Genomic DNA, 12,962 nt, shown 5'->3' with positions numbered 1-12,962 from the left:
TATATATAATGCGCCACCTAGAGAGAAAGGTGGGTCTTGCCGTTGCCGCAAGACGACACCGAACCTCCACCCATTAGAAAAAAAGCCTGTTGAGCCTTGAGTAGGAGATAGCCTGTGGAACGCGAATACATGGAATTCGACGTGGTCATCGTCGGCGCTGGCCCGGCTGGCCTGTCCGCCGCCTGCCGACTGAAGCAGAAGGCCGCCGAAGCCGGTAAGGAAATCAGCGTCTGCGTGGTCGAGAAAGGCTCCGAAGTCGGCGCACACATCCTCTCCGGTGCTGTGTTTGAACCACGGGCCCTGAACGAACTGTTCCCGGACTGGAAAGAACTCGGCGCCCCGCTCAACACACCCGTGGTGCGCGATGACATCTATGTACTGCGCAGCCCCGAAGCTTCCACCAAAGTGCCTGACTTCTTCGTGCCCAAGACCATGCACAACGAAGGCAACTACATCATCTCCCTCGGCAACCTGTGCCGCTGGCTCGCCCAGCAGGCCGAGAATCTGGGCGTGGAAGTCTACCCAGGTTTCGCCGCCCAGGAAGCACTGTTCGACGAGAACGGCGTGGTGCGCGGGATCATCACCGGTGACCTCGGCGTCGACCGCGAAGGCAATCCTAAAGAAGGCGTGTACACCCCAGGCATGGAACTGCGTGGCAAGTACACGTTGTTCGCCGAAGGCTGCCGCGGGCATATCGGCAAGCAGTTGATCCAGCGCTTCAACCTGGACAGCGACGCCGACGCCCAGCACTACGGCATTGGTCTCAAGGAAATCTGGGAAATCGACCCGGCCAAGCACCAGCCAGGCCTGGTGGTCCACACCGCCGGTTGGCCGCTGGACATCATGAGCAACGAGAACACTGGCGGCTCCTTCCTTTATCACCTGGAAAACAACCAGGTGGTCGTGGGCCTGATCGTCGACCTGTCCTACAGCAACGCTTTCCTGTCGCCGTTCGATGAGTTCCAGCGCCTCAAGCATCACCCGGTGCTCGCACAGTACCTGGAAGGCGGCAAGCGCATCAGCTACGGCGCTCGCGCCCTGGCCAAGGGCGGCATCAACTCGTTGCCGAAAATGGTCTTCAAGGGCGGCGCTCTGATCGGCTGCGACCTGGGCACCATGAACGTGGCCAAGATCAAAGGCAGCCACACCGCCATGAAGTCCGGCATGCTCGCTGCCGACGCCGTGGCCGAGCGCCTGCTGGCAGAGTCCGAAGGCGGTGATGAACTGACCAATTACGTCGACAGCTTCAAAGCCAGCTGGCTCTACGAAGAACTGTTCGCCACCCGCAACTTCGGCCCGGCGATGCACAAGTTCGGCCCGATCCTCGGTGCGGGCTTCAACTGGTTCGACCAGAACATCCTCGGCGGCAAGATGCCGTTCACCTTGCACGACACCAAGCCGGACTACGCCTGCCTGAAGCTGGCCAAAGACAGCACGAAGATTGACTACCCTAAGCCAGACGGCAAGCTGAGCTTCGATAAGCTGAGTTCGGTGTTCATCTCTGGTACCAACCATGAAGAAGAGCAGCCGTGCCACTTGAAGTTGAAAGACCCGAGCATCCCGATCGGCACCAACCTGCCGCTCTACGATGAACCGGCACAGCGCTACTGCCCGGCCGGTGTGTATGAAGTGATCACCAAGGAAGACGGCGAGAAGCGCTTCCAGATCAACGCCCAGAACTGCGTGCACTGCAAGACCTGTGACATCAAGGACCCTTCGCAGAACATCACGTGGGTCACGCCGGAAGGCGCAGGTGGACCGACTTACCCGAACATGTAAGACGATTGCCTGAAACACAAAAAGCCAACGCCCAAAAGCGTTGGCTTTTTTGTTTGCGTCAGCTCAGCAGATAAACCGGAAAGCACTCGCACAGATGCATCACCCGGCGCCGGGTGTTCTCCAGCAGTGTCGCGTTGTTCGGCTGCTCCAGCAGGTCGGCGATCAGGTTTGCCACTTCAGCACACTCCGCCTCCCCAAAGCCCCGGGTGGTCAGCGCCGGCGTACCGATGCGAATGCCGCTGGTGATCGCCGGTTTTTGCGGGTCGTTGGGAATCGCATTCTTGTTCAAGGTGATGTGCGCACTCTCCAGCAACGCTTCGGCATCCTTGCCAGTGATGTTCATCGCGCGCAGATCAAGCAGGAACATATGGCAATCGGTGCCTCCCGACACCACACGCAAACCACGGCGAGTGAGGACGTCGGCCATGGTGCGGGCGTTGTCGATCACCCGTTGCTGGTAATGCTTGAACCCATCACTAAGCGCCTCGTTGAACGCCACAGCCTTGGCTGCGATGACATGCATGAGCGGGCCGCCCTGGTAGACCGGAAAAATCGTCTTATCGAGCAACGCCGCGTATTGCGCCTTGGCCAGGATCAAGCCGCCGCGCGGGCCACGCAGGGTTTTATGAGTGGTCGAGGTGATGAAGTCGGCAATGCCGACCGGCGACGGGTACACGCCCGCCGCGATCAAACCGGCGTAATGCGCCATGTCCACCATCAAGTAGGCGCCTACCTCATCGCAGATCTTGCGAAAGCGCTGGAAGTCCAGGGTGCGCGAATAGGCGGAGGCCCCGGCGATGATCATCTTCGGTTTGTGCTGCCGGGCCAGGGCTTCCATTTCGGCGTAGTCCAGGGTCTCGGTGTCAGGGTCCAGGCCGTAGGAAAACGCCTGGTAGAACTTGCCCGAGAAATTCACCGATGCGCCATGGGTCAGGTGACCACCATGAGCCAGGGACATCCCCAGAATGGTATCGCCGGGTTCCAGCACCGCGAGAAACACCGCCTGATTGGCCTGCGACCCGGAGTGCGGCTGAACGTTGACGTATTCACAATTGAACAGTTTGCGGGCGCGTTCGATGGCCAGGTTTTCGATCTCGTCGACGACCTTGCAACCACCGTAATACCGCTTGCCCGGATAACCTTCAGCGTACTTGTTGGTGAGCACCGAGCCCTGGGCCTGGAGCACTTCGTCGCTCACATAGTTTTCTGAAGCGATCAGCTCCAGGTGGGTTTCCTGACGATTGCGTTCACGGTCGATCAGGCGGGCAATGGCGGGGTCGAAATTTTGCAGGCTCATGGTGGGATTCCTAGGTCAGCAGGTCGGCCAGGGGCTGGGATTGCACCCGTGTCTGGCCCCTGGTCGAGTTGGAGAGAAAAATGGAGGTGTCTTTCAAACCGCTGCCGGTGATCAGGATCACGGCGGTCTGCGGGGTGTCGGGGTGTGCTTCGGCGTACTTGAGCAGCCCGGCGAAGGCACTCGCCGCGCCGGCCTCGGGAAACACACCGGTGCTGGCGGCCAAGCGGGAAGCCGCCGCGACAATGCTCGGATCGCTGACGCAAATGAACTCGCCGCCGCTGGCCGTCACGGCGCGCATGGCTTTGAGACGGTCGCGCGGCAAGGCCACATTGATGCTGCTGGCCAGGCTGGTGGGGGCAATGCGTTCAATCTGCTGCATCGGCCGGTCACTGCGCCAGGCCCGGTACATAAAGTTGCTGTGCTCGGCCTGGACGCCGATTAGCCGTGGAATACGCTCGATCCAGCCCATTTGCAGCAGGTCGAAGAACCCCTTGTAGACCGAGCCCAGAATGCAGCCATTACCGACCGGCACGAACACCAGATCCGGCACCTGCCAGTTGAGCTGCTCGCACATCTCGAAGGCCACGGTTTTCTTGCCTTCGCTCATGTACGAGTTGATCCCGGTGGTGCGGTTGTACCAACCGTGGGTTTCACAGGCGTTGAGGCATTGTTCGAAGGCTTCGTCGTACTGGCCATCGACCAGTACAATCTCGGCGCCATAGCCTTGCATCTGAGCGAGCTTCTCGCGGGGCGCACTTTTGGGCAGGTAAATCACGTTATGCAGGCCAAGGCTTGCACTCATCCCGGCCAGGGCCGAGGCGGCGTTGCCGGTACTGGCCACCGCCACAGTGCGTGCACCGGACTGCATGGCATGGGCCACCGCCAGGGCGCTGGCGCGGTCTTTCAGCGAGCCGGTGGGCTGGCGCGATTCATCTTTGATATAGACCTTGATCCGCGCGCCCCTACCTAGCAGTTCCGGGCGCGAATACAGCGGCGTGTTCCCCACCAGCAGCGGCGGGATGAACTGCGTCGAACGCAATGGCATCAGCCGGTCATAACGCCACATGCCTCGGGCGTGATCATGGACCAGGGTGTCCCTGGACCATTGGCGCTTGAGCGTCGAATAATCGTAAAGCGCATCGAGGGCACCGTCGGTTTTGCAATGAGGGCAGTAGTAGCTGACCTCATGCGGCTGGTAGCTGCGATCGCAGACCAGGCACTGCAACACATACTCGCTGTACGAATGTTTCATGACCAACCCCCTGAAAATACGCGGTGCGGGTGCTTTTTCTGCCGACGTCGGTCCACTGCCCCGGACCGACGGGCACTGCACGCAGAGAGTGGGCTTCAGACCACCATGATGGCGTCGATGGCGACCAGGGTATTGCGCGCCAGGGCGCTGGCCCCGGCAGTGGTGCGCGCCGGGTATGGCTGGGTGAAGTACTCCTCCATCACCCGGTTGAGGGTCGGGAACTCGCTCAAGTCCGTGATGAACGCCGTGACCTTGACCACGTTCGCCAAAGTGCCGCCTGCGGCCTCGGCCATTTGCTGCAGATTGTCCAGGGTCTGACGCAACTGGCCTTCGAAGTCCTTGGCCAGCACCTCGTTGTTCAGCGCCGAGACGGGAGTCTGTGCCGACAGGTAGATGGTTTGCCCGTGACTGACCTTGATCCCTTGGGAATACGTGCCCAGGGGCAGCGGCGCCTTGTCGGTGAAGATCACGTTTTCTTCGCCCAGGAAAGGCTTGGCGACGGACTGGTGTTGAGCGTTGGTCTGCATGGTGACGTTCCTTGTGAAGTGGGTGGAGGGTTAGTGCAAATCGGCAACCTGTTTGACGGCCAGGCTGGAAAACGCCTCGTCGCGGCAACGCGCCGGGGAGAAATGCTGGTAGTTGAGTTGCAGCGCCGCCAGATCGGTCGGCATGGCGATGCCCAACGCCGCGTGACTGCACAGCCGGGCAATGGCTGGCGCGGCTTGAATGCCGTAGCCACCGAGGGCGGCTAGCCAGATAAAGCTCTCGTGTTGCGGATCCTGGCCGAGCACCGGGGACCGGTCGGCAACAAAGGTACGCAGGCCTGCCCACTTGTTGATGATCGAGCGTGGACGAAGGCGCGTAGTGCTTTGCAGACGGTCCATGGTGATCGCCAGGTCCAGCTCGTCAGGCAGCGCGTCACAGGGCAGCGACGGGTTTTCATCGCAGGGCGAGACGATCAGGCGCCCGGCTTCCGGCTTGATGAAAATGTCTTCGTCCACCGTGCCCAGGTACGGCGTGTGGTGCACGTCGCACTGCGGATCCACCGCCAGCACCGTGCGGCGCAGCGGCCGCACACCAACCTTGGGCACCCCGCAACGCTGGGCAAACTCATCAGCCCAGGCACCGGCGGCGTTGACCACGATCGCCGCCTCCAACCGTTGGCCGTCAGCGGTGTGCAAGGTCCAGTGATCGTTGCGGTGTTCGCCGCGCACCACTTCGGCTTCGCGCTTGACCACACCGCCGCGCCCCCGCAGGCCGCCGAGGTAGGCGCCATGAATGCCGTGCACATCCAGGTCGAACGCGCTGGGCTCATAGATGCCTGCGCTCCAGGCGCCTTCGGCCAGGTAGGGCACCAGTTCGAGCACCTGTTTGTCGTCGAGGAACTTTGCCGTGGGCACTTGCCCGAGCACCGCGGTGAACCGCGCAGCCAGTTTGTCCACCCGCTGCGCTTGCGCCACGATCAAGGCACCGCGCGGCGACCACAGCGGGTGTTCGGCCAGGCCTTCGGGCGGGTTCTCGAAAAAGCCTCGGGAAGCGCAGGTCAGCGAGCGGATCTGCTGGTTGCCGTAGCTTTCCATGGAGATCGCCGCCGAACGGCCAGTGGTGTGATAGGCCAGTTGCTGCTCCTGCTCCAGCAGGCAAACGCTGCCGTGGGCCGCCAGCTCATACGCCGCCGACACGCCAGCGATGCCACCGCCCACCACTATGAAATCGTAACGGGCGGTCATGGACGGCTGCCCTCAGCCATCGCGATGGCCTTGCTTTCTCGGGTGTAGGTCAGCACGAAGTGGGCGACGAGACCAAAGATCAAGCCCCAGAACGCCGCGGCCAAGCCGAGGAAACTCATGCCCGAGGCGGTGACCAGGAAGGTGATCAACGCGGCTTCCCGTTGCTTCTCGTCGGCCATGGCACCGGTCAGCCCGGCGCTGATCGCACCGAACAGGGCCAACCCGGCGAGAGACGCAATCAACTCTTTAGGCAAGGCGGAAAACACCGAAGCCAGGGTCGCGCCGAAGGTGCCCATCAGGATGTAGAACACCCCGCAGGCGATCCCGGCGATGTAGCGTTTGTCGCGGTCCTCGTGGGCTTCGCGGCCGGTGCAAATGGCAGCGGTGATCGCGGCGAGGTTGAAGCCGTGGGAACCGAACGGTGCCATCAGCACCGAACCGATCGCCGTCACCGAAATGATCGAGCGCGCCGGGGTGTTGTAGCCCGAAGTGCGCAACACTGCCATGCCCGGCACGTACTGCCCGGTCAGCGTCACCAGCGCCAGCGGCAGGCCGATGTTGATGATGGCGTGCCAACTCCACTCCGGCGCGATAAACACCGGGTGCGCCACGGCGATGGTAATTGCCGTGCTGTTCAACTCTCCAAACGAGGCGGCGACTGCACAGCCGATAATCAACACCGAAAGAATTGCGTAGCGCGGCGACAGGCGTTTGAAGATCAGGTAGGCCGCGATCATCGACAGTACCAGCGCGGGTTGCAGCTTGATCGAGGTAAACAGCTCGGCGCCGAAGCGGAACAGAATGCCGGCAAGCATGGCAGCGGCGATGGCCTTGGGCAGTCGACTCATCAACTTGTCGAATGCGCCGGACAACCCCACCACGGCAATGATCACCGACGCGACCACATAGGCACCGATGGCCTGTGGCAGCGTCACCGTCGGCAGCATCGAGACGAGCAATGCCGCGCCAGGTGTGGACCACGCGGTAATCACCGGAACCCGTAGGCGCCAGCTGAGGAACAGGCCAGTGATGCCGCTGCCGATGGAAATCGCCCAGATCCACGAAGACACCACGTCATTGGGCAGGTGCGCTTCCTTGGCCGCCTGAAACACGATGATCAAAGGGCCGGCATAAGAAATGATCACGGCAATAAAGCCCGCGATGACGGCTGACAGGGATAGATCCTTTCTGAGTGTGTCCATGATGTCTCGACTTGGCGCGGCGGGGCCGGGCAGTGAACAGGGGAAGATTGAGTCGATTGCTTCGATTCGAGATGAGTGTATTTGAAGAAATTGAGTTGATTCAATAGCTGGCGAGGTTGTTACGGGATGTTTTTTTGCTATACGTGCCTGTTTTTGCGCCGTTACGCATTTAATTATTTGATTTATAAGGCGATTAAAAAACCAAAAAATATCTGAACCTAGCGATCAATATCGATTCAATCACGGGATCAATCGAATCAATTCGCCAATTGTATCGATTTATTAGTTGCCTAACCTCCATGTGATATGCTCGGATATTCATCATTTCTACGATGGGCAGTGATCATTCATGTGGGTTCCCCAGCTAAGCGAATTCGGCCAGCCGATGTATTTGTCGATTGCCGATGCGTTGGCACGCGATATCGGCAACGGCGTATTGAACGAAGGCGATCGCCTGCCGACCCTGCGGGAGCTGGCCACGACGCTGAATGTCACGCCGGGCACCATCAGCCGCGCATACAGCGAAGCCCAGCGGCGTCGCCTGGTGCAGGGTGAAGTGGGGCGCGGCACGTATGTGCTCAATCAAAAGCAGCTGGAACTGCCGGCGAGTAACAGCGCGTCCGTACCCTTGAATCTTGGGCAGTCCGAACTGCTCGATCTGTCGATCATCAAGCCCTACAGCGAAACCCTGGAATACTGGCTGCGCGATGCATTGGTGAGCATGGCCAAGAGCACCGATTTCGCGCGCGCCCTGGACTACGCACCCGATGGCGGCCACCCGGCTCATCGCGAGGCGGGTGCACAGTGGTTGCGGCATTCGTTGCCCGATGCGCAGTGGCAGCAAGTGATCATTACCGCCGGGGCCCAGCATGGCTTGATGGTGGCCATGAGCGCCCTGACCAACGCCGGCGACCTGGTGCTCTGCGAAGCGCTTTGCTACCCCGGCATCATTTCCCTGGCCCACGGCCTGGAGCGCCGTCTGCGGGGCGTGCCGATGGATGACGAAGGCATCATCCCCGAGGCACTGCGCGAACTGTGCCAGCGCGAAAAACCGGCGATGCTGGTCTGCGTGGCAACCTGCCAGAACCCGACGGCGGCGATCATGTCGCAAAAGCGTCGGGCGCAAATCGCGGCGCTGGCCGAAGAGTTCGACTTCATCATCCTCGACGATGACATCTACGGTTTTCTCGCCACCGACCCGTCAATCAAACCGCTGTCGGCGTTCGCCCCGGACCGTTCGGTGTACCTGACCAGCCTGTCGAAGTCGGTGATGCCTGCGCTGCGCATCGGCTACCTGTACAGCCCGCCAAAACTACTGTCACGCTTGACGTCGATGGTCCGCAGCAGCGTGTGGATGCCGTCGCCACTGACTGCGCAACTGGCCAGCAATGTCGTCACCGAAGGCCTGGACAAAAAACTGATTCGTATCCAGCGCAACGAAGCCGCCGGGCGCCAAGCGATTGCCCAGGAGATCTTCGCCAATTACGAACTCAAGACCCAGCCGTACTCCTACCATGTCTGGCTGACGCTGCCCGAGCCCTGGACCAGCGACGAATTCACCATGCTGGCGCGGGCCAATGGGGTGCTGGTGCTCAGTGGCACTCAGTTCCAGGCCGAACGTTCCGGGGTGACGCGCAGTGTACGGCTGGTACTGATGTCGCCCACCAGTCAGGACGAGCTGCGCTTCGCCCTGACCAAGTTGGCCAGCCTGATCGATTCTGACCCGCGACGTTACTACTAAGCCGCGCGCTCTTCCCCCGGGTTGCGCTCGAAGTAGCGCTTGTATTCGCGACTGAACTGCGACGTGCTCTGGTAACCCACGTTGTGCGCCGCCTGGGCCACGCCCATGCCTTCCACCAGCAGCAATTGCTGGGCCTTGAGCAGGCGCAGACGCTTGAGGTACTGCACCGGCGACAGCAAGGTGCAGCGCTTGAAGTGCTCATGGAAGGTCGACGCACTCATGTGCGCATACCCGGCTAACGTCTCGATATTGAGCGGCTCGGCGAAATGGGCATGCAGGTGACTCAACGACGTGGCAATCCGCGAGAATTGCCCCTGTTGCTCTACCAACGCACGCAGCACATCCGCCTGCGGCCCGCGCAGCGCGGTGAACAACAATTCGCGCACCCGCGCTGGACCCATGATCCGGCTTTCCAGCGGATCGTGCAGGCACTGCAACAGCCGTTCGACGCAACCGCGCATGGCGTCATCCAGCACCACCGAACTCATCGACTCAAGGGTTTGCGGGGTCGGTGGCGGCCCAGCCTGCATGCCCATGGCCATCACCAACTCCCCCAACACCACACGGTCGATACCCACCGACACACCCAACAGCGGTGCTCCGGGCGCCATGGCGAATGTCTCGCACTCGAACGGCACGGGCATCGCCTGGATCAAGTAATGCCCAGCGCCATACTCCAGGGTCCGCGGCCCCAGATAAGCGAGTTTGCTGCCTTGGGCAACGAACATCAGGCTCGGCTCATAGATCTGCGGGCCGCGCGCCACGTCGCAACTGGCGCGCAGCACCTTCACACCGGGCAGATGGGTAGGGGAAAAACCGTCACAGGGCGTGAGCCCCTCAATCAGGGAAACCAACGTGGCGTTGGCGTCGAGATGGCGGGTCAACAACATGGCAAAAAACTTCGCGAAAAAGGGATGAGAGCATCATCGCAGGTCTGGCGGCACATAAATCCAAACAAGGGGCACTCCCGGACGAATAGGCATGAGACTCGGAGCAATCGCCATGGTCGCCTCGACGGTCGATGGGGAGAATGGCCCGCCTCACTTGTCACTGCTTTTTGCGAGGTTTCACCATGTATACCGCCATCGGTTATGCCGCCCAGTCGGCCACCACTCCCCTCGCCCCCATGTCGTTTGAACGCCGCAGCCCGCGCGCCGATGACGTGGCGATCGAGATTATGTACTGCGGCGTCTGCCACTCCGACATCCACCAGGCGCGCAACGAATGGGGCATCGCTGTGTACCCGCTGATGCCCGGTCACGAAATTGTCGGCAAGGTCACTGCCGTCGGCGCCAGCGTTACCGCGCATAAAGTCGGCGACCTCGTCGGCGTAGGCTGCATGGTCGATTCGTGCCGTCACTGTGAAGCGTGCAAATCGGACCTGGAGCAATACTGCCTCGAAGGCCCGACCATGACCTACGCCACGCCGGATCGTGTGGATGGCAGCAACACCATGGGCGGCTACTCCGACAGCATCGTGGTCAGCGAGCACTTTGTGGTGAAGATTCCGGCCAAGCTCGACCTGGCCAGCGCCGCGCCGATCCTGTGCGCCGGCATTACCACTTACTCGCCGCTCAAGCACTACGGCGTAAAGGCCGGCGATAAAGTCGGGATCCTGGGCATGGGCGGTCTGGGCCATATGGGCATCAAGTTCGCCAAGGCCATGGGCGCGGAAGTCACGCTGTTCACCCGCTCCGCGAGCAAGGCTGAAGAAGGCCGTCGCCAGGGCGCCGACCACGTGATCGTGTCCACCGACGCCGAGCAGATGAAAGCTGCTGCCGGGCACTTTGATTTCTTGCTGGACACCATCCCCGTTCAGCACGACCTCAACCCCTACCTCGACGTGCTGCGCTTTGACGGCGTGCACATCCTGGTCGGTTTGATCGAGCCAGTGGACCCGCCGGTGAATGCAGCCAAACTGGTGTTGGGCCGTAAGGTACTGGCCGGTTCGCTGATCGGTGGCATTGCCGAAACCCAGGAAGTCCTGGATTTCTGCGCCGAGCATGGCATCACCTGCGACATCGAAATGCTCGACATCCGCCAGATCAACGAGGCCTATGCCCGCATGATCGCCGGTGATGTGAAGTACCGCTTTGTCATCGACATGGCGACCCTGAAGGTCTGATCAGACCTTCGCGCCCAACTCCGCTGAAAGCCGCGCTGCGACTTGTTTGATGACAGGGATCAGCTCGGCCATTTTCTCCAGCGGCATATAAGGCACGGTACTGGCGATGCTGATGCCGGCGACGATTCGCCGGCTCGCATCGCGCACCGGCGCCGCCACGCAGCGGATCGACGGTTCGTTGTCTTCCAGATCGAACGCATAACCGCCCACCACATATTCATGCATACGCTGCTCGAACTGTGCCCAGGATTGCTCCGGGTGCTGCGGCCACTGCAAGTTCTTTCCTCCCGCCGGCAGGCTGGTTTCGTACAAGCGTTGCCACTCTTGCACCGTGTCATCCAGCAGCATTGCCTTGCCTACGCCCGTGCGCGCCAACGGCATGCGATGGCCGACCCGTGAACGCATTTCCGGGCCATTGCGGCCGGGGTTCTTGTGCAGGTACAGCACGTCGTCAAATTCGCGAATCGCCAGGTGGATGGTGTCACCGGTCAGCGCGGACAACTCGTCCAGATACGGCACCGCCAGGGTCACCAATGGCAGCTCTTCCCGTGCCTGGAAGCCCAGTTCAATCAACTTTGGCCCCAGCAGGTAACCGACTTGCGGCACTACGCGCAGGTAACGCTCATCCACCAGGCAACTGGCCAGGCGGTGGGTGGTGCTGCGGGTGGTGCCGATGCGCTTGGCGATCTCTTTCAGATCCCGCGCACCGGCCGCCACTGCCTGCACCACGCCCAAGCCACGCAGCAGGGTCTGGGTGCCGGTGGGGGCGGCGTCTTTGACGGGGGTGTGGGCGTTTTCCTGCATATCGGGCCTATAAGTATGAAAGCGCGGGCATTATGGCAAATACCGCCCGTCAATACAGTTGAGATCTATAGGTGGGAGGGGCTTGCCCCCGATGGCGGTGTGTCAGAGACAAATGTGCAAACTGACACTCCGCTATCGGGAGCAAGCCCCCTCCCACATTTGGCTTTCATAGGGTTTGGATCAGCGTTGTTTCATGCGGTCGATGCCCCCCGCCAGTAGCAGGATCAAACCGCAGATCACGCATTGATGAACCCAATACAAACTTACAACCAGAACACCGTGTTCAAATTCTCCGCCGATTAAAACTGTGGGAGGGGGCTTGCTCCCGATGGCGGAGTGTCAGCTACATATTCATTACCTGACCCACTGCTATCGGGGGCAAGCCCCCTCCCACATTTGGCCTTTATAGAGTTTGGATCAGCGTTGTTTCATGCGGTCGATGACCACCGCCAGTAGCAGGATCAAACCGCAGATCACGCATTGATGAACCCAATACAAACTTACAACCAGAACACCGTATTCAAATTTTCCACCGATTAAAACTGTGGGAGGGGGCTTGCTCCCGATGGCGGTGTGTCAGAGACAAATGTGCAGGCTGACACTCCGCTATCGGGAGCAAGCCCCCTCCCACATTCGGCTTTCATAGGGTCTGGATCAGCGCTGTTTCATGCGGTCAATGACCACCGCCAGTAGCAGGATCGAGCCGCGGATTACGTATTGATAAAACGTGTCGATGTTCTTCAGGTTCATCGCGTTCTCGATGATCGCCAGGATCAACACCCCCGCGATCACATGGCGGATCATGCCAATCCCACCACTCAACGACACCCCACCCAGTACGCAGGCCGAGATCACCGTCAGCTCAAAACCCTGCCCGATCATCGGCTGGCCTGAGGTCATGCGCGAGGCGAGGATCACCCCGGCCAACGCGCCGATCAGGCCGTGCACGGCGAAAATCAGGATCTTGGTGCGGTCAACGTTCACCCCTGCCAGCAACGCCGCTTCCGGGTTGCCGCCGATGGCCATGGTGTT

10 protein-coding genes and 1 pseudogene are annotated in these 12,962 nt (G+C 60.8%); 3 read left to right on the top strand and 8 right to left on the bottom strand.

What is annotated here, in order from left to right; translation table 11 throughout:
- The first annotated feature begins 114 nt into the window (after positions 1-114).
- Positions 115-1,779: an electron transfer flavoprotein-ubiquinone oxidoreductase gene (locus AOA61_RS24680; protein ID WP_032887428.1), complete on the top strand. Its 1,665-nt coding sequence runs from the start codon at positions 115-117 to the stop codon at positions 1,777-1,779.
- A gap of 58 nt (positions 1,780-1,837) precedes the next feature.
- Here the strand turns inward: AOA61_RS24680 and glyA are convergent, their stop codons facing one another.
- From glyA to AOA61_RS24655, 5 genes are all read right to left on the bottom strand, one after another.
- A complete protein-coding gene (gene glyA / locus AOA61_RS24675) occupies positions 1,838-3,076 on the bottom strand; it encodes a serine hydroxymethyltransferase (protein ID WP_032887426.1) in 1,239 nt (412 codons plus the stop codon).
- Between the two features lie 10 nt (positions 3,077-3,086).
- Positions 3,087-4,328 (bottom strand): threonine synthase, encoded by a 1,242-nt coding sequence (gene thrC / locus AOA61_RS24670; protein ID WP_099602919.1) that lies wholly within the window; start codon positions 4,326-4,328, stop codon positions 3,087-3,089.
- A gap of 95 nt (positions 4,329-4,423) precedes the next feature.
- Positions 4,424-4,855, bottom strand: coding sequence for a Rid family detoxifying hydrolase (locus AOA61_RS24665; RefSeq protein ID WP_050442841.1), 432 nt, complete (start codon positions 4,853-4,855; stop codon positions 4,424-4,426).
- A gap of 30 nt (positions 4,856-4,885) precedes the next feature.
- Positions 4,886-6,058: an FAD-binding oxidoreductase gene (locus AOA61_RS24660; protein ID WP_095185324.1), complete on the bottom strand. Its 1,173-nt coding sequence runs from the start codon at positions 6,056-6,058 to the stop codon at positions 4,886-4,888.
- Positions 6,055-7,260: a benzoate/H(+) symporter BenE family transporter gene (locus AOA61_RS24655; RefSeq protein WP_032887422.1), complete on the bottom strand. Its 1,206-nt coding sequence runs from the start codon at positions 7,258-7,260 to the stop codon at positions 6,055-6,057. Before AOA61_RS24655 ends, AOA61_RS24660 begins: the two co-directional genes overlap by 4 nt.
- A gap of 349 nt (positions 7,261-7,609) precedes the next feature.
- On the opposite strand from AOA61_RS24655, the gene AOA61_RS24650 reads away from it, so the two are divergent.
- On the top strand, positions 7,610-9,001 hold the full coding sequence (locus tag AOA61_RS24650; protein ID WP_095185323.1) for a PLP-dependent aminotransferase family protein: 1,392 nt from the start codon (positions 7,610-7,612) through the stop codon (positions 8,999-9,001).
- Here the strand turns inward: AOA61_RS24650 and AOA61_RS24645 are convergent.
- Positions 8,998-9,891: an AraC family transcriptional regulator gene (locus tag AOA61_RS24645; protein ID WP_032887418.1), complete on the bottom strand. Its 894-nt coding sequence runs from the start codon at positions 9,889-9,891 to the stop codon at positions 8,998-9,000. The two genes, AOA61_RS24650 and AOA61_RS24645, sit on opposite strands and share 4 nt — an antisense overlap.
- A gap of 182 nt (positions 9,892-10,073) precedes the next feature.
- On the opposite strand from AOA61_RS24645, the gene AOA61_RS24640 reads away from it, so the two are divergent.
- Positions 10,074-11,126 (top strand): NAD(P)-dependent alcohol dehydrogenase, encoded by a 1,053-nt coding sequence (locus AOA61_RS24640; RefSeq protein WP_032887416.1) that lies wholly within the window; start codon positions 10,074-10,076, stop codon positions 11,124-11,126.
- Here the strand turns inward: AOA61_RS24640 and AOA61_RS24635 are convergent, their stop codons facing one another.
- Complete coding sequence (locus tag AOA61_RS24635) at positions 11,127-11,930, bottom strand: IclR family transcriptional regulator (protein ID WP_032887414.1); 804 nt, start codon at positions 11,928-11,930, stop codon at positions 11,127-11,129.
- Positions 11,931-12,584: 654 nt separating this feature from the next.
- A pseudogene (locus AOA61_RS24630) lies at positions 12,585-12,962 on the bottom strand (L-arabinose ABC transporter permease AraH); the annotation flags it as partial.

It is taken from the genome of Pseudomonas sp. 2995-1, from assembly GCF_002742505.1.
Classification (GTDB): Bacteria; Pseudomonadota; Gammaproteobacteria; order Pseudomonadales; family Pseudomonadaceae; genus Aquipseudomonas; species Aquipseudomonas sivasensis.
The sequence above is the reverse complement of the archived record's forward strand: the minus strand, read 5'-3'. Positions and strand labels throughout refer to the sequence as shown.

Excerpts from the sequence above, each read along its gene's own strand:
- glyA (WP_032887426.1), bottom strand. The coding sequence starts at position 3,076 with ATGAGCCTGCAAAATTTCGACCCCGCCATTGCCCGCCTGATCGACCGT.
- thrC (WP_099602919.1), bottom strand. The coding sequence starts at position 4,328 with ATGAAACATTCGTACAGCGAGTATGTGTTGCAGTGCCTGGTCTGCGAT.
- AOA61_RS24665 (WP_050442841.1), bottom strand. The coding sequence starts at position 4,855 with ATGCAGACCAACGCTCAACACCAGTCCGTCGCCAAGCCTTTCCTGGGC.
- AOA61_RS24660 (WP_095185324.1), bottom strand. The coding sequence starts at position 6,058 with ATGACCGCCCGTTACGATTTCATAGTGGTGGGCGGTGGCATCGCTGGC.
- AOA61_RS24655 (WP_032887422.1), bottom strand. The coding sequence starts at position 7,260 with ATGGACACACTCAGAAAGGATCTATCCCTGTCAGCCGTCATCGCGGGC.
- AOA61_RS24650 (WP_095185323.1), top strand. The coding sequence starts at position 7,610 with ATGTGGGTTCCCCAGCTAAGCGAATTCGGCCAGCCGATGTATTTGTCG.
- AOA61_RS24645 (WP_032887418.1), bottom strand. The coding sequence starts at position 9,891 with ATGTTGTTGACCCGCCATCTCGACGCCAACGCCACGTTGGTTTCCCTG.
- AOA61_RS24640 (WP_032887416.1), top strand. The coding sequence starts at position 10,074 with ATGTATACCGCCATCGGTTATGCCGCCCAGTCGGCCACCACTCCCCTC.
- AOA61_RS24635 (WP_032887414.1), bottom strand. The coding sequence starts at position 11,930 with ATGCAGGAAAACGCCCACACCCCCGTCAAAGACGCCGCCCCCACCGGC.